The sequence below is a fragment of the Paenibacillus macerans genome, from assembly GCF_050565405.1.
Taxonomy (GTDB): domain Bacteria; phylum Bacillota; class Bacilli; order Paenibacillales; family Paenibacillaceae; genus Fontibacillus; species Fontibacillus macerans_B.
In genome coordinates this window covers 1-25509 of sequence record NZ_JBNYYG010000078.1, presented here as the reverse complement: position 1 = coordinate 25509, position 25509 = coordinate 1, and the positions used below count along the sequence as shown (strand labels likewise).

The window sequence follows — 25509 nt, the reverse complement described above, 5'->3', positions numbered from 1 at the left end:
ATGTTCTTTTTTGGACATAAAAAATACTCCCCCTACAGTAACAGGTTTTATTATTTCACCTGTCTACCGTATGGGGAGCATATCATTGCTTTGGGGCAACCTTTTTCTTGCATATGACCGGAGGTCCAGCGGACCCCTTCACGTATCAAATAAGGGTAAGGATGGACCTTATTTTGCTGAAAAACGTTCATTTCGGAAAAATAGGGAACATTTATGCCCTTATTTCTAGGTTATGCGCGGAAAAAGCCATATTCTGAGGGAGAGGCAGGAAAATAAGGCCCAAAAGTTCCCTTATTTTCGCGATTGGCGGCCAAGAAAGCAAAATAGGGGCAATTTATACCCCTATTTATACCGATCCGGTTTGACCACTAGTCGATCTCTACCGGGACGAGCTTGAACTCGTTTACGTCGGCCAGCCCGCGATTGGTGATGCGCAGCTCGGGGATGACCGGCAAGGCGATCAGCGAAAACGTCATGAACGGCGCGTTCAGCGTGCAGCCGAGCCGCTGCCAGGCGGCCTCCAGCTGTTTCACTTGCGCTACCACGGTTTCGAGCGGCTGGTCGGACATCAGGCCGGCGATGACCATCGGCACCGCGGCGATCACCTGGCCGTCCAGCACGGCGATCATGCCGCCGCCGAGCTTCGCCAGCTCGCCCGCGGCGAACGCCATGTCATCGGGGCTGGCGCCCATGACGAGCAGGTTGTGGCTGTCGTGTGCGACCGTGGAAGCCACGGCACCGCGCTGGAGGCCAAACCCGCGCGCGAAGGCGAGCGACAGATCGCCGGACCCGCGATGCCGGTCGATGCAGGCCAGCGTGACGATATCCTGCCCGGGGTCCGGCCGCAGGATCCCGTCGCCGTCGACTTTCACCGTCGCGGTGCCTTTTTGCGTGCGGGCGCTGTTTTCGATCACGTCGATGACGTGGATCTTCGTTTCGTTCCCCGTGGCACCAGCGCTGCGGTAGAGGAAATCCTTCGCCTCCAGCGGCCGCGCCAGATGAACGGACTTCCGCGCCCGTTCCGGGTAGGGGTGCGACCGGAAAGGCACGCGGATCTCGTCCGCGTCGTAGACGATCGCCCCGTCCGCGATGACGGTGGACGGCTCCATCCGACGAAGATCGTCGATCAGCAGCAGGTCGGCGCATTTGCCCGGCGCGATGCCGCCGACGTCGCCGTCCATTTTGAAGTAACGCGCCGTGTTGATCGTGCCCATCTGAATCGCGGTGACCGGCTCGACGCCTTCCTCGATGGCCCGGCGCACGACGTGATTCATGTGCCCTTTCTCGATCAACGTTTGCGGGTACACGTCGTCGGTGACGAGGATGATATTCCCGGTGCTCGCACGATCCTCGGTCACCACCTTGATCACTTCCTTGACGTCCTGCCAGGCGGAGCCTTCGCGGATCATCAGATACATGCCGAGTCGCAGCTTGGTTAAGCCTTGCTCGCGCGTAACCGTCTCGTGGCACGAGCTGACGCCGGAGGCGATATACGCCTGCAGCATGGGTTGGTCATCGCTGGGGAAATGCCCGGTGACGGATTTGCCCGCTTCCATGGTCGCTTGAATCTCGCCGAGCATCTTCGGGTCTCCGTTCACGACGCCGGGGAAATTCATCACTTCCCCGAGCCCTTCGACACCTTCCCAGCGCATGCCTTCGGTGATGTCCGCGATGCCCAGCGCGGCTCCGGCATCCTCCAAGTGATCCGTGGCCGGTACGCAGGAGGGGAAGGTGGTATAGACCTTCATCGGCAGGCCTTGGCCTTCCTCATGCATCCAGCGTACGCCTTCCTTGCCGAATACGTTGGCGATTTCGTGGGGGTCCATGAAGATGCCGGTTGTTCCTTTCGCCAAAGCCGCCTTGGCAAATTCGGTCACCGACAGCATCGTGCTCTCCACATGCATGTGCCCATCGAGCAGCCCCGGTGCGATGTAGCGGCCCGCGGCGTCGATGATGACGGTATGCTCGCCGATCGTATGCCCGGCGTCTCCGACGTAGGCGATCCGCCCTTCGGCGACGGAGACGTCCGTGTTCGGCAGCAGCTCCCCGGTATAGACGTTGACCAAGATGCCGTTCTTGACGACCAGATCGGCTTTGTTTCTGCCCGTGGCTACATCGGCCAACGCGCGGCTTACTTCGTGCAGCTTCTTTCTTGCGGTTTGTTTCATCTCCGGTTCACTCCTTTAAAAGGTAACTCAAAAAATCATCTTTGGATCACGAAGCAAAAACTAGGTGTGGATTCGACATCGAATCTTGAATTCAGCCGGGCCCTCCGTTGCTCACGTAGCCTCCAGCTACGCTGCGCTACTCGGTCCCTAGCTTCATCCAACCTTCTCGGTGCTCCCAACCTGACTTTTTGAATCTTCATTGTAACGGTAACTCAAAAAATCATCTTTGGATCACGAAGCAAAAACTAGGTGTGGATTCGACATCGAATCTTGAATTCAGCCGGGCCAACAGCTTATGCATTCGATGCATATTTGCTGCGGAACATTCCGTTGCTCACGTAGCCTCCAGCAAGCTAACGGACACCAGAAAACGCTATTGGCGCGATTTGGGGTAGTTTCCGATTCTAACGGACCGAGGAGACCTTATTTCGGTCAAAAGCGGCTAAATGGCCGACATGGGAGCCCAATAAGGTCTCTGGAGTCCGTTACAGCGGGAAATAGCCGGAAAATGGGCAAATAAGGTCATTACGGTCCGTTACGCAGCCGCGCTACCGGGCGTCCCTAGCTTCATCCGACCTACAGCGTTTTGAAAAAACGCGCTTCGAAAGCATGGGCTTGGCGTTTTGAAAAAACGCGCTTCGGAAGCATAAGCTTCGGCGCTGAAAACTAATATTCTTTAATCTTAGCAAGAAAGACTGCCCTTCGAACAGAATTTTCTGTTCGGGCAGCCTTTCGCAAGTTGAAGTTTATGCGGTTGCGGTCGGGTTGACCTTTTCGATGACCTTGTCGACCAGGCCGTATTCCTTGGCTTCCGCCGCGCTCATGAAATAGTCGCGGTCGGTATCCTTCTCGATCCGGTCCAGCGGCTGGCCGGTCCGTTCGGCGAGGATTTGGTTCAGCTTGTCGCGCATCTTGAGGATGCGGCGGGCGCGAATTTCGATGTCCGTCGCTTGGCCTTCGGCGCCGCCCAACGGCTGATGGATCATGATTTCGCTGTTCGGCAGCGCATAGCGTTTGCCCGGTGCGCCGGCGTTCAGCAGGAACGCGCCCATGGAGGCGGCGAGCCCCACGCAAATCGTGGATACGTCCGATTTGATGAATTGCATCGTATCGTAAATCGCCATGCCTGCGGTAATCGAACCGCCGGGGCTATTGATGTAGAGAGAAATGTCCTTCGTCGGATCTTCCGCGTCCAAGAACAGCATCTGAGCGATGATGGAGTTAGCGACGACGTCGTTCACCTGCGAGCCCAGGAAGATGATCCGATCCTTGAGCAGCCGGGAATAAATGTCGTATGCACGCTCTCCGCGGTTGCTTTGTTCAACGACCATAGGAATATAACTCACCGATAAAACCTCCTTAAATTTGGAGCGGCTATATTGGCCGTTGGCCGGGGCCTCCCTTGATGCGGCAAGGGTACCCGCGGGCGGCCGCGATAACCGCTCATGAGATTTGATAATAGTTTTGAATTATCGATTCCATCAATCTAAGAATTGACGGAAACGAAGAAGATTAATCTCATCATAAACAATTTATTCGAGAAAGTCAAAGAAAGTCAAACTCAGGGCATAAAAAAAGCCTGGACCGTTCTGCCAGACGTTTGTTCGATCATTTAATTAAGATGGCGCGCCCGCGAGGAATCGAACCTCGATCTCAGGCTCCGGAGGCCTACGTCATATCCATTGGACCACGGGCGCAAATTTAGCGTAACAAAAATTATTATATGACAATTATCGAAAAAATGCAAGCCATTTTTATAAAATGGATGAGGGCTAAAAAAGCTATTGTCATGTAAGCGTTTCTATGATAATTTATGAACATAAAAACGTTTTTATTGTAGAGGGTGTAGAACTGGATGGGGAAAGTCACCATTAAGGATGTGGCCAAAGCAGCGGGAGTATCGATCTCCACGGTTTCCAATGCATTAAACGATGTGGACGTATTGAATCCGGAGACCAAATCCCATATTTTGAAGGTTGCCAAACAACTGAACTATGTACCCAACTTAAACGGGAAATTATTGAAGTCGAAGAAAACGAATATGCTCGGCTTCTTTACGACCAGCGTGTCGGGTCCTTATTTCTATATCTTGGTCGAGTCGATGGCGCGGGAATGCGAACGCCTTGGCTACGGTTTGAATGTGCTGGTCACCACGGATAAGCAGGCCATTCTCAGCAACATCCTGGGCAGGCGGGTGGATGGCGTAGTTATTTACGAGGAATTGCGGATTGATGACCAAGATATTGCCACGATGGAGAAAGATAAGATCAAGGCGGTATTTTTGGACCGGGTCATTCAGAAGGAGACGATGGGCACGGTCATTTTCAACTCCTACGCTTCCGGTTACGAAGCCGCCAAATACCTGATCAGCCTGGGCCATAAAAGAATAGCCTACATCTCCGGCGTGGATACGATGTATGACAGCGTGCAGCGGAAGGAAGGTTATCTTGCGGCACTCCGGGAACACCGGCTTCCGATCGATGAGGATCTAGTATTACAGGGATATTTTGAAGAAGAGAGCACCTATAACGCCGTGAGAGCTTATCTTCACAAGCACCCAGGCAAAATACCGGATGCCTTTCTGGCCGGCAACGACTTGAGCGCGATCGGCTGCATCAAGGCGCTGCGCACTTATGGCTACGAGGTCCCCAGGGACGTCAGCGTCGTAGGCTTTGACGATATTGATATCGCCCAGTATTTTACGCCTCCTCTCACTACAGTAAGGAACCAGATCGCTAGGCAAGGGATTCTGGCCGTAAATCACCTGGTGAACATGATTCGGAAGCAGGAGCAGGGGAAGGTGCAGAAGCTTGAGGGAGAGTTGATTGTACGTGGCTCTAGTCACGTCAGGCTAAGCTGAGAGAGTTTTCTTCAAAATGTAAGCGTTAAACGGCAGGTTTTTGCAGCTTAAAACCGGAAAAGCTTTTTTCGGCAAAAAATAAAAACGTTTTTATCCTTCGAGCGGGATAAAGGGAGGAGTCCAACATGGCTAAGTCGACTGCGGCCGCCAAGAAACCGATGGGATTAAGAATGAAAAGCTTCCTCATTGACTTCGGCAGACAATGGGAAATTCAAACGATGATCTGGCCGGGGATTATATTCATGATTATCTTTTGCTACATCCCCATTTACGGATTAACCATCGCTTTCAAAAACTACACGGTGATCGATACGCTAAGTTCCGCTCCGTGGGTGGGGCTTGATAACTTCAGGATTATTGCAACCGACCGATACTTCTGGGATTCCGTCATCAACACCCTGGGAATCAGCTTTCTGAAACTGGCGATCGGATTCGTGATTCCGATTATCCTGGCGATCATGATTTATGAGTTGAGCATGGGGCGCTTTAAAAAAATCGTGCAGACCATCTCCTACCTGCCGCACTTTTTGTCCTGGATCGTGCTAGGCGGGATGCTGATTACTTGGTTCTCGACGACGGGCTTGTTCAATCAGTTGCTGCTAGACCTCGGTCTAATCTCGAAGGCGCAAAATATTTTGCTGGATCCCGGGAAGTACTGGTGGATTGCGGTGCTGTCCGATGTCTGGAAAGAGGCCGGCTGGGGCACGATTCTGTATCTTGCCATCATGGCCAAGATCGATCCCACTTATTATGAAGCGGCCAAGATCGACGGGGCAAGCCGCATGAGACAAATTTGGAACATTACGCTTCCCAACATGAAAATGATGATCAGCTTGAACCTGATCCTGACCATAAGCGGCCTGCTTGGCTCGAATCTTGATCAAACCCTGGTGCTGATGAATTCCCAGAACCGGGAGAAAGCCGAGGTTATTAACTCCTACGTATATCGGATGGGCTTGACGCAGGGCGACTTCTCCTACGCAACCGCCGTTGGGTTAGGTGTCTCGATCGTCTCTGTCATTTTGTTGGTTATGGCCAATAAGGTGACCAGTAAACTCAATGATAATCAATCCGTCTTGTAGGGAAGGAGAAGGCAGCCATGAATCGTAAGAGGGTCAAGCAGGATCTCGACGGCAGAATATTTGATACGGTAAATACTACGGTGCTGATTTTATTTACTATCGTGATTGTCATTCCGCTTTGGAATGTCATCATATCTTCCTTCAGTTCGGGCCGCTCGTTGGCGGAAGGCGGCTTCATATTCTGGCCGAAGGAGTTTTCCATGGAAAACTATCAGGCCGTGTTCCGGGATGAAACCATCTGGCAATCGTTTATGATCTCGGTGCTCAAAACGGTCATCGGGGTTGTCACGCACGTCTTTTTCTGCGCGATGATCGGTTACGGCCTAAGCAAGACCCATGTACGGGGCCGCAAGCTGTATGTGGCCATGGGCGTCATTACGATGTTCTTCTCGGGCGGCATGATTCCGACTTACTTGCTCATTAAATCGCTGGGTCTGCTCAACAGCTTCTGGGTTTATATTATCCCGGCCTTATTTAGTTACTATGATGTGGTCATTCTGATGAATTTCTTCAGAAATGTGCCGGATTCGTTGGAAGAGTCGGCCAAGATCGACGGCGCTGGCGATTGGCGGATTTTTCTAAAGATATTCATCCCGTTGTCCATGCCGGCGATGGCGACGATCGCTTTGTTCAACGGCGTCAACCAGTGGAACGATTTCATGACGACGAAGCTATATATCACAGATCAGTATCTCTATCCGCTGCAAATGAAGCTGTATGAAATCATCGTCCAGTCCCAAACCCAATCGATGCAGAATATCGGGGGTTCCGTCGTGATTGAAACGACGACCAAGGGGGTTCAACTCGCAACAATTGTGATTACGACTTTGCCGATTGTTGTGATTTATCCATTATTGCAAAGATACTTTATCTCGGGCATGATGCTGGGGGCGGTGAAGGAGTAAAGTTCGTTGAGCGGTTTGCAAATGTTGCGATGAGTTGGACTAGTCGAGGCTTACATATAAAAGGAGGGTATCTAAATGCTTAAGATGAACAAATTTTTTGGAAAAAAAGGGGCGGCGGCAAGCGCTATCCTGCTGACTGCCGCGCTGGTCGTATCAGGCTGCGGCGGCTCCGGCGGCGGCACGAAGGCTACCAAAGGGGACGTGTCGCTGGAGAATCGTTATACCGTGGATGCCAATACGCCGGCATGGCAGTTGGATAAAAAAGAAGAACCGACCCAGCTTACCTGGTACGTAAACGCCGATTGGTGGAATACCGATTTTGGCAATGACGTGGTCACGAAGAAGATCAAAGAAGACTTGAATATCGATATCAAATTCATTACCGGCGACGACACCAAGCTGAACACGTTTTTTGCCGGCAGCGACATGCCGGACCTGATTACGACATTCGATGCGAATGCGGCGGTAGTGCAAAAGGCTTCTTCTTGGGCACTGCCGCTCAATGAACTCGCGGAAAAATACGACCCTTATTTCAATAAAGTTGCGGCGCAAGATACCTTGAACTGGTTCAAGCTATCCGACGGCAACACGTACGGGTATCCTAACTACTCCAATACGCAGGCCGATTATGACAGCGGTAACATTCCGGCGAAAACCGCCTTCATTATCCGCAAGGACGTCTATGAAGCGCTTGGCAAGCCAAGCGTGAGTACGCCTGAAGAGTTTAAAAACGTCATGCAGCAAATCAAAAGCCAATTTCCGGATCTGATTCCTTTCGGTTTCAACTCCATCGGCGAAGGCACGGGTTCCCTGGGTGACGTATTCCAGGATTTCCTCGGCGTTCCGCTTGAAACCGAAAACGGCGAATTTTATAACCGCAACCTGGACGAAGACTACCTGACCTGGCTCAAGACGTTGAACGAAGTTCACCGAGCCGGCGGCATCAGCGACGACAGCTTTGCCGATGACGGTCCTGCGTTCGAAGAGAAGGTGAAATCCGGTAAATATGCGACGATGCTGCTGGACGGAACACCGCAACAAGGCGGCAATCTGCAAATCTACGCGACCGCAAATCCGGACAAGGCTTACCTGGCGATCGACGGACCGAAAAGCACCGTCGGCAATGCGCCTACCTTGAATCAATCCGGCATCACGGGATGGATGATCAGCTTTATCACGAAGCAATGCAAAGACCCTGCCAAGGCGATTCAAATCTTTACGTATTTGCTGAGCGAAGAAGGCCAAATGCTGATGAACTACGGTATCGAAGGCGAAACTTATACGAAAAACGCCGACGGTACGGTTCAATTCACGCCGGAGGTCAAACAACTGCAAACGACCGATGCCGACAAATTCAAAAAAGAATACCGTATGGGCGAATTCATGTTCTTTGGCCATGACCGTCATAAAGCGCTCAGCTCCGACGCGTTCCCCGATTCCATCAAGCAAATGCAGGAATGGGGCAAAGGCAAGCTGGTTCCTCACTTTATCCTGGAAAACATCAATCCGGACGCTGGAAGTCCTGAAGCTCGTTCCTTGACTGCGATCAACACGACTTGGAACACGGCGATGGTTAGCTTGATCCGCTCCAAGAGCGAAGCGGATTTCGACAAAACGCTGAATGACTACAAAGCATTTCTTGACGGCAACGGTTGGGATAAGATCGTGAAGATTCGCACCGAGAAAATGCAAGCCAACAAAGAAAAGCTTGGCCTGAAGTAAGCGATACCCGAATGGAAGGGGCTTTGCCGGAAGATCCAGCAATCCGGACGGCCCCTTCATTTCCGAAATAGATAAGACCCGAAATGTGGAGGGAAACATCATGCGTGAACTTGAACTTTATCATTCCTCGGGTGAACAGTCGTTGTTCATCCGAAAAACGGCGGAACAATTGCAGCCGCTTAAATCAGACGAATCGGAAGTAACGGTAAGCGTGGATGAAACCGTGAGTTATCAGGAAATGGACGGTTTCGGAGCGTCCTTTACGGATTCGGCCGCGTATCTGATTCATCAGGTGCTCGAAGGCGAGCAGCGGACTGCATTAATGAAGAAGCTGTTCGATGCTGAGGACGGAATCGGACTTTCGGTGCTGCGCAATCCGATGGGCGCATCGGATTATGCCAGATTCATGTACAGCTATGATGATTTGCTTGAACATGAGACCGATCCGGAGTTGTTCCGTTTTTCGATCGCTCACGACGAAGCCGATGTCATCCCGCTGCTTAAAGAAGCGCTGGAGTTGAATCCTTCCCTCAAATTGTTCGGTTCTCCCTGGAGCGCGCCGGGCTGGATGAAGACGAGCGGTTCGATGATCGGCGGGGAACTGAAGAAGGAGTATTACGAAGCCTATGCGAACTACTTCGTGCGTTATATTGAATCCTACGCCGAGCACGGATTGTCCATTCATGCGGTGACGCCGCAGAACGAGCCGCTTTATGTACCGGGTCATTACCCGGGGATGCTGATGACTCCCGAGATTCAGACCGATTTCGTAAAAAACTATCTGAAACCGGCTTTTGCGAAGCGCGGCTTGCCCACGAAGATCCTGGCGTATGACCACAACTGGGATCGTCCCGATTATCCGTTGTCCGTCTTGAAGGAAGCGGCCGAAGCGGTCGATGGGGTGGCTTGGCACTGGTATGGGGGGGAAGCGTCGGCTCAAAGCAAAGTGAAGGACGCTTACCCCGGCAAGGAGGTCCATTTTACCGAAGGATCCGGCGGGGAATGGATTCCGGCGTTCGAACCCGCTTTCTCCAACGTCATGCGGACGGGTATCGAAATTTTGCGGAATCACAGTCAATCGTTGGTGCTGTGGAATATGGCCCTGGATGAGAAGAACGGACCAACCGTGCCGGGCTTTGGCCGCAGCACTTGCCGCGGAATTGTGACAGTCAACCAGCAGACGCGCGGGTTGGAATATACGCTGGACTATTATGCCTTGGCCCATTTCAGCAAGGTGATTCGTCCGAAAGCGGTACGGATTTCCTCGGAAGCTGGCCAGGTTTCGATCCGCTCCGTCGCCTTCCGGAATACGGATGCTTCGATCGGGGCCGTGCTGTTTAATGATGGGGAGGAAGCAAGAAACATTGTTCTAAAGCTGCAGGGAGAGACGTTGTCGAGCTTCCGGCTCGAGTCGAAAAGCGCCTTGTCCATCAAGATGGATAAAGCGTAACATCCCGTTTGGGGTAAATTGGAATGAACGTATGAGCACGCTCCTTTGGCGACAATAGACGGCCTGACGTTTATTGCGGTATAAAGGGGCTTTTTATTTTTTTAGCGTCATGTGATGATAGGTCTCTTGCGATATATATATAGGTGAAACTCAAAATGTAAATGATACGGACGTCAGGTTTGCAACAAACCCCAAAAATGGTATTGTTCAACGGTGGAGAGGAGACCGGCGTTAGCCTGCGTCTCCAGGAAACGGAGTTGCTGCGTTTCCTGCTGGAAGCGAAAAGCGCTTTGCCCGTTAAGGTGTAGGCAAATAAGCTTCGCCTGGCGGGGAAGAAACTAAACCCCTGGCGTGGGCAGCTTCTCGTCCGCTGCCCACGCCAGAGGTTTTTGAAGATTTATTCGGAGCATTAATGAAATGAGTGTTCAAGTAGAGGACACTGGTACCGATTGATTCGAGTGGTCGTGCGCCTTTTAAACAATTGGGCTTATCCCAATTTAGGTCGGGATTCTTGAAGGAACGCTTCCCGGGGAGGGGGGGGCCTATCTCACAAACTCATCGCTTTCCTTATCGTCTCCAAGGTAAAAGTGCAAATATTGTGTGGTTTTTAAACCACCACCGGAAAAGTTCCATTTTAATGATACTTCTGCCGGATCTCTAAGGGTTTCTTTCGCACTAACGATAGTCAATTTTTCGTCGCTATATGATGCACCTAAGGTTGCCTGATTGTTGGATTCTCAGAATCCAACAATTCGCCTTTCGCAATTTTCTCTAGCAGCAAACTTCTCTTCTCTTCTCTTCCTTAACACCAAGCTCATCAAATCTTTTCTCTAAGGCCGTAATTTGATCAGGCGATAGAGTGTTTTCTGCAGGAGACGCTGTTGCTGCTCCGGCGGATAATGAAAGTACTGTTATGACTGACAGGAGAAGTAGGCTTTGAATGAATTTCATGACATCCTTCCTCATTTAAAAACTGTATTTCCATTTTCTTCTTTTAATTACCACAATAAAGATGATGAGTAAATAGATTGCTTCTTTATTTACATTTTTTGTATGCGATACTATAGCTACGCGGAACGCTAAATTTTTGAAAAAGGGGGAGAGCCCATTATATTCATAGTTATATTGCTTGGCGCTGTGATATTAATTCTTTTGGACATCAGAGGGAGATTACTAAAACGGGATTTAGGCAGAGAAACTGTCGAAAAGTCCAAAGAGGCTAGAAAACAATTGAAGAGAAGACGGAGGTAAGCAAGAATCCGCTCTGTTCGCAAATTAATGCGGCCAGCGGATTTTTATTTTTATGCGTAGCTTTCAAGTGTTAATAATGGTTGGCTATTACGATCCCCCCTTTTTTAAACAGGTTTGTATAACACTCCTAAAGAATGAGAATGATACGGACGTCAGGCTTGCAACATAGCTAAAAATTGGTTAGAATATGAGTGGGACTTAAAAAGTTAACCCGGGACATTTTAAGGCCAAGGAGAAGGAGAGAGAAGACGAAGCTTGCAGGAGTGGAAAGCATGCGAACTTTATTAGAAATTCAGAAGCAGCTTCTTCCTGATCTCATGGAAATTCTCAAGAAAAGGTACACCATACTTCATCAGATCATGTTATCTGACGTGATTGGCCGCAGGACTCTGGCAATTTCACTCGACATGACGGAGCGTGTGTTGCGTGCCGAAACGGATCTCCTGAAGGCTCAGGGCCTGATTGAAATCGAGAATATAGGCATGAGAATCAGCGATGCGGGCAGAAAACTGCTGGAGAATCTGGAGCCGGTCGTCAAGGAATTGTTCGGCCTCTCCAATTTGGAAGAGACGATTCGTCAGCATTATGGCCTGCGTAAAGTCGTGGTGGTACCAGGAGACTGCGAGACCTCGCCGCTGGTGAAGCGGGAGCTGGGGCGCGCAGGAGCCAAAGCGCTGCTTGGCGCGATGCATGGAGACGATGTGGTGGCGGTCACCGGCGGCACGACGCTGGCGGAGGTCGCGGATCAACTCAATCCGCCGCAGGGCGTGACGATGAAGCAAAGCTGGTTCGTGCCGGCGCGCGGAGGACTTGGCGAGAGCCTGGAAATCCAGGCGAACACGATCGCTTCCGGCATGGCGAAACGGGTTGGCGCTGGTTACCGCCTGTTGCATGTGCCCGATCTGCTTGGCAAGGAAGCTTACGATTCGCTAGTCCACGATCCGAATATTCAGGATATCGTGAATATGATCCGCCAGGCGCGAATCGTCGTGCACGGAATCGGAGACGCTATGGAGATGGCGCGGCGCCGCAAGCTGGAGCCGGGCATGGTTCAGGAAATTAATAATGAAGGCGCGCTAGCGGAATCATTTGGTTATTACTTTAATGAAGACGGCGTCGTCGTTCATAAGATGCTGACCCTGGGCCTTCGTCTCGAGGACATCATGAAGACCGATACCGTGATCGGGATCGCAGGCGGCAAGAGCAAAGCGAAGGCGATCCATGCCGTACTGCGTTTCGGCCATGAGGATATCCTGGTGACCGACGAGGCGGCAGCGGAAGAGATCGCAAGCGGGCTTAGAACGTAAGGCGAGGCAAGAACCCTAGCACCATTCGTAACTACCGTTTACTCATGACGGGCTTTTCGGCCTGTCTTGAATAATAAAAAAAACGAACACTGGGAGGAACTATTCAATGAGTGTAAAAGTAGGTATTAACGGTTTCGGACGTATCGGACGTTTGGCTTTCCGCCGCATTCAAAACGTGGAAGGCATCGAAGTAGTAGCGATCAATGACCTGACAGATGCTAAAATGTTGGCTCATTTGTTGAAATATGATACAACTCAAGGCACTTTCCAAGGCGATGTTGAAGTGCATGACGGCTTCTTCAAAGTAAACGGCAAAGAAGTTAAAGTTCTGGCTAACCGCAACCCTGAAGAATTGCCTTGGGGCGAGCTTGGCGTTGACATCGTTCTGGAGTGCACAGGCTTCTTCACAACCAAAGAAAAAGCCGAGCTTCACCTGAAAGGCGGCGCCAAGAAAGTCGTTATCTCCGCACCGGCTACAGGCGACATGAAAACCGTTGTTTACAACGTTAACCATGAAATTCTTGATGGTTCCGAAACCGTTATTTCCGGCGCTTCTTGCACGACCAACTGCTTGGCTCCAATGGCTAAAGTATTGAACGACAAATTCGGCATCGTAGAAGGCTTGATGACGACGATCCATGCTTACACCGGCGACCAAAACACGCTGGACGCTCCGCATGCGAAAGGCGACTTCCGTCGTGCTCGCGCAGCTGCCGAGAACATCATCCCTAACACGACCGGCGCAGCTAAAGCCATCGGTCTGGTTATTCCTGAACTGCAAGGCAAATTGGACGGCGCGGCTCAACGCGTGCCTGTACCAACCGGTTCCTTGACCGAGCTGGTTACCGTTCTCGACAAAAAAGTAACGGCAGCCGAAGTTAACGAAGCGATGAAAGCAGCTTCCGATCCTGAAACTTATGGATACACGGAAGACGAAATCGTATCCTCGGACATCAAAGGCATGACTTTTGGTTCCCTGTTCGACGCTACGCAAACGAAAGTATTGACGGTTGGCGACAAGCAACTGGTTAAAACGGTTGCTTGGTATGACAACGAAATGTCCTACACCGCTCAATTGGTTCGTACTTTGGAGTTCTTCGCAAAGAAAGTTAAGTAATCCCGTAAATTTAATTGGGAGTTCAAAAAGGCAGTGTCAAAAGATGCCTTTTTGAACAACCTCTAAAAGATATAAATTCCAAAGAGGAGCACCCTTTCGCAAGGACTCCTCTTTGGTTCTTGCATGAAATACGACATTCACACACACACCGTTATATAAAAAAATAGAGATAGCTTTTCGCAAGACGCTTAGGAGAGAAACCAAGAATCATAGCCGTAAATGCGCATTTTTCCAGGCTTGGAGAACCCCCGCGCATACCTTTAGGAGGAACGTGGAGATGAACAAGAAAAGTGTACGTGATGTGGAAGTAACCGGCAAACGCGTGTTTGTCCGCGTAGATTTCAATGTACCGATGCAAGACGGCAAAATTACCGACGATACCCGGATCCGCGAAACGCTGCCGACGATCAAATATTTGATCGAAAATGGCGCAAAAGTCATTCTCGCGAGCCATTTGGGCCGTCCGAAAGGCCAAGTCAATGAAGACATGCGTTTGACGCTGCCTGCTCAGCGCCTGTCCGAACTGCTCGGCAAACCGGTAGCGAAAGCCGACGAAGCGATCGGCGAAGAAGCGAAAGCGAAAGTCGCTGCCTTGAACAACGGCGACGTACTGGTGCTGGAAAACGTACGTTTCTACCCGGGCGAAGAGAAAAACGATCCTGAACTCGCGAAGCAATTTGCCGAGCTGGCCGACCTGTTCGTGAACGACGCGTTTGGCGCAGCGCACCGCGCACACGCTTCGACCGAAGGCATCGCGCATCACCTGCCGGCCGTATCCGGCTTGTTGATGGAGAAAGAACTGTCCGTGCTTGGCAAAGCTTTGTCGAATCCGGATCGTCCTTTCACGGCCATCATCGGCGGATCCAAAGTAAAAGACAAAATCGACGTTATCGACAACCTGTTGAACATTGCGGACAACGTGTTGATCGGCGGCGGTTTGGCTTACACCTTCTTCAAAGCCCAAGGCTACGAAATCGGCAATTCTTTGCTGGATGACACTAAGCTGGAGGCCTCCCTTGGTTTCATCGAGAAAGCCAAGAAGCTCGGCAAAAACTTCGTATTGCCAGTGGACTGCGTAGTAGCCGACGACTTCAGCGCTACCGCTAACCATAAAGACGTCGATATTGACAGCATTCCTGCAGATTGGGAAGGCGTGGACATCGGGCCGAAAACCCGTGCGATTTATGCCGACATCATCAAAAACTCCAAGCTGGTCGTCTGGAACGGACCGATGGGCGTATTTGAAATCGATATTTTCGCAAACGGTACGAAAGAAGTAGCGCAGGCTTGCGCAACGACGGAAGGCTACACCATCATCGGTGGAGGCGATTCCGCGGCGGCAGCCGAGAAATTCAACCTGGCTTCGCAAATGGACCACATCTCCACGGGCGGCGGCGCTTCCCTCGAATTCATGGAAGGCAAAGCACTTCCGGGCGTGGTGGCTTTGAACGACAAGTAAGACGGACTTCGTGATCAAAGGCCGATTTTTTTGAACTACCTCTTTCAATGAAAGGTTCAAAAAACGGGCTTTCAGCACCAAGAAGGTTGGATGAAGCTAGGGACTGAGTAGCGGAGCGTAGGCAGACCTACGTGAGCAACGGAAGGCCCGGGTGAATCCAAGATTCGAAGTTGAATCGACTTTCTTTAACTGCATCGTGATCAAAGGCCGATTTTTTTGAACTACCTCTTTCAATGAAAGGTTCAAAAAACGGGCTTTCAGCACCAAGAAGGTTGGATGAAGCTAGGGACTGAGTAGCGGAGCGTAGGCAGACCTACGTGAGCAACGGAAGGCCCGGGTGAATCCAAGATTCGAAGCCGAATCGACTTACTTTAACTGCATCGTGATCAAAGGCCGATTTTTTGAACTACCTCTATGAAATAAAGGAGTGGGCTCTGTGAGAACACCTATTATTGCCGGAAACTGGAAAATGTTCAAAACCGTTTCCGAAGCAAAAACATTCTTCGATGCCGTGAAGGGCAAAGCGGAGGTCGCAGGCGTAGAAAGCGTGATCTGTGCCCCTTTTACTAACCTTCCGGCTCTGGTGGAAGCGGCAAAAGGAACGTCGATCAAGATCGGCGCTCAAAACATGCACTATGAGGACGAAGGGGCATTCACCGGCGAAATCAGCGGGGGCATGCTGAAAGAGTTGGGCGTCGATTACGTCATTATCGGACACTCCGAACGCCGTGCGTATTTCGGCGAAACCGACGAAATCGTGAACAAGAAGATTCATGCCGCCTTCAAACATGGCTTGACTCCGATTCCTTGCGTAGGCGAGAAGCTGGAAGAACGCGAAGCCGGGCAAACGAAAGAAGTCGTGAAAGTGCAAACGGAAGCGGCTCTTAAGGGATTGACGGCAGAGCAAGCGGCGCAAGTCGTCATCGCATACGAACCGATCTGGGCGATCGGAACGGGCAAATCCTCCACTTCGCAGGATGCGAATGAAGTGATTTCCTATATCCGCAGCCTGGTTCAAGGTCTGTATGGTAGCGATGTAGCCGGTAAAATCCGCATTCAATACGGCGGCAGCGTAAAACCGGAAAACGTGAAGGAGTATATGGGCCAAAGCGACATCGACGGCGCGCTAGTCGGCGGTGCCAGCCTGCAGCCGGCTTCTTATACCCAGCTCGTTGAGGGGGCGAAATAAATGACCGCTCCAAAACCGGTAGCTCTGATCATCATGGACGGTTTCGGGCTTCGCGAACAGGTGGAAGGCAACGCCGTCGCTCAAGCGAACAAACCGAATTACGACCGTTATTTGAAGCAGTATCCGAATACGACCCTGACGGCAAGCGGCGAAGCGGTTGGTTTGCCGGAAGGTCAAATGGGTAATTCCGAAGTAGGGCATCTGAACATCGGGGCCGGCCGGATCGTATACCAGGATTTGACCCGGATCTCCAAATCGATTCGCGAAGGCGAGTTTTTCTCGAACGAAACCTTGGTGAATGCGGTGCGCAGCGCCAAATCGAAAGGCAAGAAGCTGCATTTGTACGGGCTTTTGTCCGACGGCGGCGTGCACAGCCACATCGAGCACCTGTTCGCGATGCTGGACTTGGCCAAAAAGGAAGAGATGAACGAAGTTTACATCCATGCTTTCCTTGACGGCCGCGACGTGGCTCCGGACAGCGCAAAAGGTTTCCTGGAGCGTCTGATCGCCAAGATCGAAGAAGTGGGCGTAGGCAAAATCGCCACCGTGCAAGGCCGCTACTATGCGATGGACCGCGACAAACGTTGGGAACGCGTGGAGAAATCGTACCGGGCCATGGTATACGGCGAAGGTCCGAGATATACCGATCCGATCAAGGCCGTAACGGAATCTTACGAGAAATCGGTGTTTGACGAATTCGTGATGCCTACCGTGATCGTGGACGGACACGATCAGCCGGTCGCCCAAGTGGAATCCGGCGACTCCGTCGTGTTCCTGAACTTCCGTCCGGACCGGGCGATTCAACTGTCCAATGTATTCACCAACAAGGACTTCCAAGGCTTCGACCGCGGACCGAAATTCCCAACCGACCTGCACTTCGTGTGCTTGACGTTGTTTGCGGAGTCGGTGGATGGATACGTGGCTTACAAACCGAAGAATCTGGACAACACGTTTGGCGAAGTGCTCGTGCAGCAAGGCAAGAAGCAACTGCGTATCGCCGAAACGGAGAAATATCCGCACGTGACGTTCTTCTTCAGCGGCGGCCGCGACGTGGAGCTTCCCGGCGAAACGCGCGTGCTGATCAATTCGCCGAAGGTCGCTACTTACGACCTGAAGCCGGAAATGAGCGCCTATGAAGTCGCGGCGGCTTGCGTGAAGGAAATCGAGTCGGATAAACACGACGCGATCATCCTGAACTTTGCCAACCCGGATATGGTAGGCCATTCCGGCATGATGGAGCCGACGATCAAAGCGGTCGAAGTGACCGACGAATGCGTAGGCAAAGTGGTTGACGCCGTCAAAGCCAAAGGCGGAGTGGTTATCATCATCGCGGACCACGGGAACGCCGACATGGAGACCGACGAGCAAGGCCGTCCGTTCACCGCGCATACGACCAACCCGGTTCCGTTCATCGTCACCGACGAGAACGTCGTGCTGCGCGACAAAGGCATCCTGGCCGACGTCGCGCCAACGCTGCTTGATTTGATGGGGCTCCCGCAGCCGCCGGAAATGACCGGCCAATCGATGATTGCCGGCCGCAAGGCCTAAACCAATAAACGCAAAAAAACTAATTACCACTAAAAGGAGATTGTAATCCATGACGATTATTTCTGAAGTTTACGCTCGCGAAGTCCTCGACTCCCGCGGCAACCCTACCGTTGAAGTTGAAGTATATCTAGAGTCCGGCGCTATGGGACGCGCTATCGTTCCTTCCGGCGCTTCCACAGGCGCTCACGAAGCCGTTGAGCTTCGCGACGACGATAAATCCCGTTACCTTGGCAAAGGCGTGCTGAAAGCCGTTGAGAACGTTAACGAAATCATCGCTCCCGAAGTGATCGGGATGGACGCGCTTGACCAACTCGGCATCGACAAATTGATGATCGCTTTGGACGGTACGCCAAACAAAGGCAAACTCGGCGCCAACGCGATTCTGGCGGTTTCGATGGCCGTTGCCCGCGCAGCTGCCGACGCTTTGGATCTGCCTCTTTACGAATACCTGGGCGGATTTAACGCTAAACAACTTCCGGTTCCGATGATGAACATCGTCAACGGCGGCGCACATGCCGACAACAACGTAGACGTACAAGAATTCATGATCCTGCCTGTAGGCGCTCCTACCTTCAAAGAAGCTCTTCGCACAGGCGCAGAAATTTTCCACAACCTGAAATCCGTACTCAAAGCGAAAGGCCTGAACACGGCTGTAGGCGACGAAGGCGGCTTTGCTCCTAACTTCACTTCCAACGAAGATGCTTTGTCCTCGATCATGGAAGCTATCACGAAAGCCGGCTACACGCCAGGCAAAGACGTATTCCTGGGTATGGACGTGGCTTCCACCGAGTTCTATAAAGACGGCAAATACCATCTGGAAGGCGAAGGCAAATCCTTTACTTCCGCTGAGTTCGTTGACCTGCTTGCTTCTTGGGTAGACAAATATCCGATCATCACGATCGAAGACGGCTGCTCCGAAGACGACTGGGAAGGTTGGAAACTCCTTACCGAGAAACTGGGCAACAAAATCCAACTCGTGGGTGACGACCTGTTCGTAACCAACACCGAGCGTTTGGAAAAAGGCATCAAAGACGGCATCGGCAACTCGATCCTGATCAAAGTAAACCAAATCGGTACGTTGACGGAAACGTTCGATGCGATCGAAATGGCTAAACGCGCAGGGTATACGGCTGTTATCTCTCACCGTTCCGGTGAGTCCGAAGACAGCACGATCGCCGATATCGCCGTGGCAACGAACGCCGGCCAAATCAAAACCGGTGCTCCTTCCCGTACGGACCGTATCGCGAAATACAACCAATTGCTTCGCATCGAAGACCAATTGGCCGACCTGGCTCAATACAACGGCTTGAAATCCTTCTACAACCTGAAAGCTCATCGTTAAGATGAACGGCCGGTGATACCGGCCTAAGGCAAGGCCCCCTGCTTATTCATCGGCAGGGGGCCTTGCTGTTTTACTTGGGATGGTATTCGGCGACGATGGTGATCGCTTGCGGCTGCGCGGCGTGATTCACGAACTGCTCGCGCATGGACAGGACGCGCCGGAGAGCTTGCCGCTTGACGATCAAATAGCCGCAGATCTTCAGCACCCCGTACGCGCCTTCGTCCTGGAACAGGCGCTTGAGATGGAGCAGGTGCATCGGGACGGTTTTGCGCGGCGATCACGGTAAAGCCGTTTCGTTCCAGCAGTTCTACCCATTCGGCGGCGGCCAAGCTGATGACGATGATCGAAACGGATCAGCCGGAGGCTAGCCCAATCGTTCCTCATCGGGTGATCGAACGAAGTACGGTGGTGCCGCTTCAAGGAGAGAATAGAGGTAAGAAATGGCCTTATTTGGTGCGTTTTCGCGTTTGAGGAGAAAATAGGGACAAAAAATGGCCTTATTTTTCAAAAGTGCCTCTGATTTAGTGCGTACTGAAGTGTGGAAGCCAAAATAAGGCCCTAAAGTTCCCTTATTTTTGTGATAGGCGGGGAAATGGGCACATTAAGGCCATGATATACCCTTATTTTCTTCGAGGCCTCTTGCTCGCTTTGACGAAATGTTTACGTTTGCGAAGAGGCGTGCCGGCAGGCGCGGGATGTGCGCTGCATCGACCTGCGGCCTTATGAGGCGCGAGTGTATAAGCTGTCTTCACAAGCAAGGACGCCTGCTCAGGCGTCCTTGTTGTACTACGTTCATATTTTCACAAGTCAGAATATGTATGATGACCTGACAGGGACGTTATTCGGCTGCAGGCCGTTATGATTGAAGCTAAGCTTTAAATACTCTAATCTGTTCTTTCAATTCGTTCATCAAGTGGTTCAACGACAAGGCCGAGGCTTCGATGCTGCTGATGGCCGACGACTGTTCCGTTGACGAGCCGGCGACCGCTTGGGCGCTGTCCGCGGAATCCTTGGCGATATTCAGCATCTCTCCGACGGAAGCGGCGATCTCTTCGGTTCCCGCGGAAATTTGCTGGGTCGTGGCCGACACGTCCTGAATCTGCGACGATACGTGATGAATCGATTCGCGGATGTGATCGAACGAAGCGCCGACGCGTTCCATGCGCTCGATGCCGTGGTTGATTTCATGGATGCTGTCCTTTACCGAATCCGTTGCCTGGGACGTCGATCCCTGGATGAATTGGATCCGTTCGACGATATGGGCGATCGACTCGCTCGTTTGCTCCGCCAGTTTCTTTACCTCGCCGGCGACGACGGCGAAACCCCGTCCCTGCTCTCCCGCGCGGGCGGCTTCGATGGACGCGTTCAGCGACAATAATGCCGTTTGGTTCGAGATATCGGAGATCACGTGCACGATTTCGCCGATTTCATTGGAATGGGCGTTCAGTGTCTCGATGTCGGCCGCGGTCCGGTTGGCGGTGGATTGGATTTGGCCCATCTGCTCAATGGCGGACTGGATCTGCACATAGCCGTTTTCCACCTCGCTCGAGGCGGCCTCGGCCCGCTCGGAGACATTGCCGGAAGCCTCGGCGATCTTCTGCACGCCTGACGCCATCTCTTCCGTGGCCCGCGCCGACTGCTCCGCGCCCATCAGCTGGGTTTCAGTGCCGCTGGCTACTTCCTGGATGGCCGAGGTGATTTCCGCGGTTGCCTGAGAGGACTGCTTGGCAGCTTGTAGCAATTCGTCGGAGGCGGCTGCGACCTGACCGATGGTGTGGTCGATTTGCCGGACCATCGTCGACAAGGAGTCGATCATCAAGTTGATGTTTTCGCTCATGACTCCGATCTCATCCTTGGACTTCACCGTAACCCGTTCGCTAAGCTGTCCGCCAGCTACCTTCTTCATGACTTGGGAGACGGACCGGATCGGCTTCACGATCATTCGGGCCAGGAAATAGGCGATGGCGGAGACGATGATCACGGTGGCTACCGCAATCGCGATGGACAAATTGCGGGCTTGATTCACTTCGGCAAAAATCTCGCCGGTCGGAACGGTAATGACCATTTTCCAGCCGGTGCTTGGGATCGTACCGAAGTAGGTAATGACCTCTTTCCCGGTTTCGTCGAGGTACGTTACCGTCCCGTTCGGCTGGCCGAGGATCGCTTTCGCCGCCTTCTGCAGCCCGGGGGTCGTGGCGTATTCCTCGATGTTTTTGCTGAATCGTTCGGCATCCGGATAGCTGTAATACACCCCGGTATCGGACATGACGTAGGCATAGCCGGTATCGGCAATCTTGATCTTATTGCTCAGCTGGGCCAGGACATCCGGGGTTACGGAAAAAGCCACTCCGCCCAAAAACTGCCCGTTCTTGTCGTTGACGGGTACCATCGCGGCTATGAAATACTTGTCCAGCGGTTCCAAATAGCTCATCTCGGCATAGGCCGGAGCTTTGGTCTCCTTGGCTTCGACGAAATAAGGGCTTTTGGAGGAATCCGCGGTCATGCCGAGCATATTCGTCAGCATGCCGTTCTTGTCGAGCACGCTGAAGCCTTCCGACTGATCGTCGCTTTGCTCGAGCACGTTCAGGATCGGAAAGATCCGCTCCGGTTGGAACGTTTGAAACTCCGGATTTTGTTTGACCAGATCTTCGACCGCCCGGGATTTGCCCGAGATCCATTCGTCGATCTTCGCGATGTTCATGTCGAGCGTGGATTGCACCAATTCCTCGTTGTCCCGCGTGATGACTTCGCCGAAGTAACGGACGAAGAAGAAGCTGGCTCCGAGGAGCGGGAGGAGGGACGTCGCCAGAATGATGATCAATAATTTTCGTTGAAAAGATCCGGATTTCGCTTTGGATTCGCGATTCTTTTTCTTAAACATAATTGACCTCCAATGCCGACTATGTGAAATATGAACTAAGAAAATAGTAACATGAAAGAAAGGGGTTATTTGGCACAAAATCAAGAATCTTGAGACCGGGATTTCGTCGAACTTTGGGGAATAATGACAAATTTCGTTGACGGATTTTGGGTATTTAGTTACAGTTGTTCATTGGTGAAGACCAATGCCTGAAAACGGTTGTTAATCAAGATGGCCTGTGGTACAATAATAATGCTGTTTTTGCATCGTAATTTTCAGAGATTTGGAATAGATGAAGGAAGTTCTCACTTAGGAGGTGGATTGGAATGGATATTTTCTTGAAGGTATTGCTCGTTGTTTTCTCTATCGGTCTGATTGCAGTCGTATTGCTGCAGAAAGGGAAGAGCGCGGGTCTCGCCGGTGCCATCTCCGGGGGTGCTGAACATCTTTTCGGCAAAACGAAAGCACGCGGCATGGAGCTGGTCCTGGAACGGGTGACGGTAGGTTTGGCCGTTGGTTTCTTCGTTCTTTCGATCATTGTCGCGGTCGTTTTGGAGTAGTAAATAACACGAGTATAGGAAGCTCTCGTCCCTTAACGGACGGGGGCTTTTTTGTTATGACGGGCGGCAAATAATTAAGCGGATGATAGGGGAATAATTGATCTTGGCAGAAGGACGGCAGGGGCGAAATTCAAGATAATTCCCGGAGAACCTCGGACGAAAACGGATGCGGAGGGTCAAATTCGTGTATACTAGGGTATATACATGTGGAGGAATTTCGTGGAAATCCACTCGTCAAAAAACATCCCGGCTCCACAGGACAAGCCGGGCCTGAGGTGAAATCATTTGAATTTAATCACGGAAACCGAGTTGCTTGCATTTATGCGGGAGACCGCTTATAAACCGATGACGTATCAAGAGCTTGAGGAACATTTCGGCATTACCGATGCCGGCGAGTTCAAAGAGTTTCTGAAAATGCTGAACCGGCTGGAGCAGGAAGGACAAATCATCTTGACCCGCACGCACCGGTACGGCGTACCTGAACGCATGGACTTGGTCCGCGGGCGTTTGCAGGCGCATGCCAAAGGGTTCGCTTTTCTTATCCCCGAGGATAAGGAGCATCCGGACGTTTACATCCATGCCAACGATTTGAAAAGCGCGATGAACGGCGATACCGTACTGGTGCGCGTCAGCTCGAAAAGCGCGGGCGGCGGCAAGCTGGAAGGCGAGGTCGTCCGCATCGTGCACCGCGCCGTCACCCAGGTGGTCGGCGTGTTCCAGAACAATGAAACGTACGGCTTCGTGATCCCGGACGACAAGCGGATCAACAAAGATATTTTCATCCCGAAGGAGGGCTTCGGAGGAGCGGTCGACGGCGAGAAGGTCGTTGCGCAAATCGTGGAGTATCCGGAAGGCCGGTCGGCGGCCGTTGGTCAGGTGAGCGAAATTCTCGGACACAAGGACGATCCGGGCGTGGATATCCTGTCGATTATCCGCAAGCATCAGTTGCCGGAGGCTTTTCCGGAGGACGTGATGGCCGAAGCGCTCGAAGCGCCCGAAGTGATCGAACCGGAGGAGATCGCCCGCCAGGGACGGCGGGACCTTCGCGACAAGGTCATCGTGACGATCGACGGCGAGGACGCCAAAGACCTCGACGATGCCGTGAACGTGGAACGGTTGCCAAACGGCAATATCCGTTTGGGCGTGCATATCGCCGATGTCGGCTACTATGTACGGGAGAATTCCAAGCTGGACCAGGAGGCTTATAACCGCGGCTGCAGCGTGTATCTGGTGGACCGGGTCATTCCGATGCTGCCGCACCGGCTGTCGAACGGGATTTGTTCGCTCAATCCGAAGGTGGACCGGTTTACGCTTTCTTGCGAGATGGAGTTCAATGATCAGATGAAAGTGGTGAATCATGATATTTTCACCAGCGTGATTCGCACGAAGGAACGGATGACCTATACCAATGTGCGCAAAATCCTGCAGGAGGAAGATCCCGAGGTCACCGAACGGTACGCGGATCTGGTCGAGACGTTCCAACTGATGAAGGAGCTCGCTCTGAAGCTGCGGGGGAACCGGATGCGGCGCGGCGCGGTCGACTTCGACTTCGAGGAATCGAAGGTCATCGTGGACGAGAACGGCAAGCCGGTCGATATCGTGAAGCGGGAACGCTCGATCGCCGAACAGATTATCGAAGAGTTCATGTTGGCGGCCAACGAGACGGTGGCGGAGCATTTCCACTGGCTGAAGGTGCCGTTCATCTACCGGATTCACGAGGATCCGGATCAGGAGAAGCTCATGAATTTCATGGCGTTCGTCTCCAATTTCGGTTATGCGGTGAAGGGCGGCAAAGGCAACAAGGTGCATCCGCGCGCCCTGCAAACGCTGCTGGAAGATATCCAGGGCACGAAGGAGCAAACGGTCATCAGCACGATGATGCTGCGTTCGATGAAGCAGGCCAAATACGACGCGGAAAGCACCGGGCATTTCGGGCTGGCGGCGGAGTTCTATACGCACTTCACGTCGCCGATCCGGCGGTACCCCGATCTGATCATTCACCGGGTGATCCGGGAGGTGATCGAAAGCGGAGGCGCGTTAAGCGAGGCCCGGCAGGAGTACTTGGCCAGCCGGATGCAGGATATCGCGCAGCAGTCCTCGGAACGCGAGCGCGTTGCCGTGGAAGCGGAGCGCGATACGGAACAGCTGAAGAAAGCGGAGTACATGCTGGACAAGGTCGGGGAGGAATTCCCGGGCATCATCAGCAGCGTGACGAGCTTCGGCATGTTCATCGAGCTGGACAACACGGTCGAAGGGCTGATCCGCCTCAGCGCGATGACGGACGATTATTACCATTTCCACGAGCAGCATATGGCGCTGATCGGGGAGCGGACGTCGAAAATCTACCGGATCGGCGACGAGGTGAAAATCCGCGTGGCCCGCGTCAATATGGACGACCATACGATCGATTTCGAGATGGTCGACATGAAGCCGCGGCAGCGCGGCGAGTTCTTTGGCGGCGGCAGCGGCGGACGCGGCAAGGGCTTTGAAGGCGGCCGGGGCGGCGGCGGCAAGCCGGGCAAGGGCGCCCACGGCGGCGGGAAAGCCGGCGGCAAGGGCAAAGCCGGCCGCGGGTCGGGCGGCGCGGGCAAAGCCAAAGCCGGCAGGACGGCTGGCTATGTGGCCGCCGGCGCGGACGTCGCCGAGGCGGGCGCGGGCTCGGCCGCCGGGAAGCGCGGCAAGCGCGGCC

General features: G+C 52.6%; 19 protein-coding genes and 1 tRNA gene. 14 read left to right on the top strand and 6 right to left on the bottom strand.

What is annotated here, in order from left to right; translation table 11 throughout:
• Positions 1-368: 368 nt before the first annotated feature.
• The 3 genes from ade to ACQ4N8_RS26135 form a co-directional block, all read right to left on the bottom strand.
• Positions 369-2168 (bottom strand): adenine deaminase, encoded by a 1800-nt coding sequence (gene ade / locus ACQ4N8_RS26145; RefSeq protein WP_430707292.1) that lies wholly within the window; start codon positions 2166-2168, stop codon positions 369-371.
• A gap of 746 nt (positions 2169-2914) precedes the next feature.
• Positions 2915-3514, bottom strand: coding sequence for an ATP-dependent Clp endopeptidase proteolytic subunit ClpP (clpP, locus tag ACQ4N8_RS26140; RefSeq protein ID WP_430707291.1), 600 nt, complete (start codon positions 3512-3514; stop codon positions 2915-2917).
• A gap of 276 nt (positions 3515-3790) precedes the next feature.
• Positions 3791-3865, bottom strand: a tRNA-Arg gene (locus tag ACQ4N8_RS26135).
• 158 nt (positions 3866-4023) lie between these two features.
• On the opposite strand from ACQ4N8_RS26135, the gene ACQ4N8_RS26130 reads away from it, so the two are divergent.
• From ACQ4N8_RS26130 to ACQ4N8_RS26105, 6 genes are all read left to right on the top strand, one after another.
• Positions 4024-5028 carry a LacI family DNA-binding transcriptional regulator gene (locus ACQ4N8_RS26130; protein WP_430707290.1) on the top strand — a complete coding sequence of 335 codons (1005 nt, stop codon included), beginning with the start codon at positions 4024-4026 and terminating at the stop codon, positions 5026-5028.
• A 125-nt stretch (positions 5029-5153) separates the two neighbouring features.
• Positions 5154-6110 (top strand): ABC transporter permease, encoded by a 957-nt coding sequence (locus ACQ4N8_RS26125; protein ID WP_430707289.1) that lies wholly within the window; start codon positions 5154-5156, stop codon positions 6108-6110.
• 17 nt (positions 6111-6127) lie between these two features.
• Positions 6128-7015, top strand: a complete 888-nt coding sequence (locus ACQ4N8_RS26120; protein ID WP_430707288.1) for a carbohydrate ABC transporter permease — start codon at positions 6128-6130, stop codon at positions 7013-7015.
• Between the two features lie 75 nt (positions 7016-7090).
• The gene (locus tag ACQ4N8_RS26115) at positions 7091-8737 is read left to right on the top strand and encodes a sugar ABC transporter substrate-binding protein (protein ID WP_430707287.1); all 1647 of its coding nucleotides are present in this window, start codon (positions 7091-7093) and stop codon (positions 8735-8737) included.
• Positions 8738-8837: 100 nt separating this feature from the next.
• Positions 8838-10187: a glycoside hydrolase family 30 protein gene (locus tag ACQ4N8_RS26110; RefSeq protein ID WP_430707286.1), complete on the top strand. Its 1350-nt coding sequence runs from the start codon at positions 8838-8840 to the stop codon at positions 10185-10187.
• 179 nt (positions 10188-10366) lie between these two features.
• Positions 10367-10495, top strand: a complete 129-nt coding sequence (locus ACQ4N8_RS26105) for a hypothetical protein (RefSeq protein ID WP_430707285.1) — start codon at positions 10367-10369, stop codon at positions 10493-10495.
• 463 nt (positions 10496-10958) lie between these two features.
• On the opposite strand, the gene ACQ4N8_RS26100 is transcribed toward ACQ4N8_RS26105, so the two are convergent.
• Positions 10959-11138 (bottom strand): hypothetical protein, encoded by a 180-nt coding sequence (locus ACQ4N8_RS26100; protein WP_430707284.1) that lies wholly within the window; start codon positions 11136-11138, stop codon positions 10959-10961.
• A 572-nt stretch (positions 11139-11710) separates the two neighbouring features.
• Between ACQ4N8_RS26100 and ACQ4N8_RS26095 the strand changes: the two genes are divergently transcribed.
• The 6 genes from ACQ4N8_RS26095 to eno all read left to right on the top strand — a co-directional run bounded on the left by ACQ4N8_RS26095 (position 11711) and on the right by eno (position 19400).
• Positions 11711-12745 (top strand): sugar-binding transcriptional regulator, encoded by a 1035-nt coding sequence (locus ACQ4N8_RS26095; RefSeq protein WP_430707283.1) that lies wholly within the window; start codon positions 11711-11713, stop codon positions 12743-12745.
• Between the two features lie 106 nt (positions 12746-12851).
• Complete coding sequence (gap, locus tag ACQ4N8_RS26090) at positions 12852-13862, top strand: type I glyceraldehyde-3-phosphate dehydrogenase (protein ID WP_430707282.1); 1011 nt, start codon at positions 12852-12854, stop codon at positions 13860-13862.
• Between the two features lie 277 nt (positions 13863-14139).
• The gene (locus ACQ4N8_RS26085) at positions 14140-15321 is read left to right on the top strand and encodes a phosphoglycerate kinase (protein WP_430707281.1); all 1182 of its coding nucleotides are present in this window, start codon (positions 14140-14142) and stop codon (positions 15319-15321) included.
• 436 nt (positions 15322-15757) lie between these two features.
• A complete protein-coding gene (gene tpiA / locus ACQ4N8_RS26080; protein ID WP_430707280.1) occupies positions 15758-16510 on the top strand; it encodes a triose-phosphate isomerase in 753 nt (250 codons plus the stop codon).
• On the top strand, positions 16511-18058 hold the full coding sequence (gene gpmI, locus ACQ4N8_RS26075; RefSeq protein WP_430707279.1) for a 2,3-bisphosphoglycerate-independent phosphoglycerate mutase: 1548 nt from the start codon (positions 16511-16513) through the stop codon (positions 18056-18058). It begins immediately after the preceding gene.
• Between the two features lie 49 nt (positions 18059-18107).
• Positions 18108-19400, top strand: coding sequence for a phosphopyruvate hydratase (eno, locus tag ACQ4N8_RS26070; protein WP_430707278.1), 1293 nt, complete (start codon positions 18108-18110; stop codon positions 19398-19400).
• A gap of 70 nt (positions 19401-19470) precedes the next feature.
• On the opposite strand, the gene ACQ4N8_RS26065 is transcribed toward eno, so the two are convergent.
• Positions 19471-19656, bottom strand: a complete 186-nt coding sequence (locus tag ACQ4N8_RS26065) for a hypothetical protein (protein ID WP_430707277.1) — start codon at positions 19654-19656, stop codon at positions 19471-19473.
• Positions 19657-20268: 612 nt separating this feature from the next.
• Complete coding sequence (locus tag ACQ4N8_RS26060) at positions 20269-22281, bottom strand: methyl-accepting chemotaxis protein (protein ID WP_430707276.1); 2013 nt, start codon at positions 22279-22281, stop codon at positions 20269-20271.
• Positions 22282-22586: 305 nt separating this feature from the next.
• On the opposite strand from ACQ4N8_RS26060, the gene secG reads away from it, so the two are divergent.
• Together secG and rnr are read left to right on the top strand one after the other, a co-directional pair.
• On the top strand, positions 22587-22820 hold the full coding sequence (gene secG / locus ACQ4N8_RS26055) for a preprotein translocase subunit SecG (RefSeq protein ID WP_430707275.1): 234 nt from the start codon (positions 22587-22589) through the stop codon (positions 22818-22820).
• 321 nt (positions 22821-23141) lie between these two features.
• On the top strand, positions 23142-25509 hold a 2368-nt coding region (rnr, locus tag ACQ4N8_RS26050), incomplete at its 3' end, for a ribonuclease R (protein WP_430707293.1).

Excerpts from the sequence above, each read along its gene's own strand:
- ACQ4N8_RS26120 (WP_430707288.1), top strand. The coding sequence starts at position 6,128 with ATGAATCGTAAGAGGGTCAAGCAGGATCTCGACGGCAGAATATTTGAT.
- ACQ4N8_RS26130 (WP_430707290.1), top strand. The coding sequence starts at position 4,024 with ATGGGGAAAGTCACCATTAAGGATGTGGCCAAAGCAGCGGGAGTATCG.
- secG (WP_430707275.1), top strand. The coding sequence starts at position 22,587 with ATGGATATTTTCTTGAAGGTATTGCTCGTTGTTTTCTCTATCGGTCTG.
- ACQ4N8_RS26125 (WP_430707289.1), top strand. The coding sequence starts at position 5,154 with ATGGCTAAGTCGACTGCGGCCGCCAAGAAACCGATGGGATTAAGAATG.
- eno (WP_430707278.1), top strand. The coding sequence starts at position 18,108 with ATGACGATTATTTCTGAAGTTTACGCTCGCGAAGTCCTCGACTCCCGC.
- ACQ4N8_RS26085 (WP_430707281.1), top strand. The coding sequence starts at position 14,140 with ATGAACAAGAAAAGTGTACGTGATGTGGAAGTAACCGGCAAACGCGTG.
- ACQ4N8_RS26095 (WP_430707283.1), top strand. The coding sequence starts at position 11,711 with ATGCGAACTTTATTAGAAATTCAGAAGCAGCTTCTTCCTGATCTCATG.
- ACQ4N8_RS26115 (WP_430707287.1), top strand. The coding sequence starts at position 7,091 with ATGCTTAAGATGAACAAATTTTTTGGAAAAAAAGGGGCGGCGGCAAGC.
- ACQ4N8_RS26110 (WP_430707286.1), top strand. The coding sequence starts at position 8,838 with ATGCGTGAACTTGAACTTTATCATTCCTCGGGTGAACAGTCGTTGTTC.
- ACQ4N8_RS26100 (WP_430707284.1), bottom strand. The coding sequence starts at position 11,138 with ATGAAATTCATTCAAAGCCTACTTCTCCTGTCAGTCATAACAGTACTT.
- ade (WP_430707292.1), bottom strand. The coding sequence starts at position 2,168 with ATGAAACAAACCGCAAGAAAGAAGCTGCACGAAGTAAGCCGCGCGTTG.
- ACQ4N8_RS26065 (WP_430707277.1), bottom strand. The coding sequence starts at position 19,656 with ATGCACCTGCTCCATCTCAAGCGCCTGTTCCAGGACGAAGGCGCGTAC.
- gpmI (WP_430707279.1), top strand. The coding sequence starts at position 16,511 with ATGACCGCTCCAAAACCGGTAGCTCTGATCATCATGGACGGTTTCGGG.
- gap (WP_430707282.1), top strand. The coding sequence starts at position 12,852 with ATGAGTGTAAAAGTAGGTATTAACGGTTTCGGACGTATCGGACGTTTG.
- ACQ4N8_RS26060 (WP_430707276.1), bottom strand. The coding sequence starts at position 22,281 with ATGTTTAAGAAAAAGAATCGCGAATCCAAAGCGAAATCCGGATCTTTT.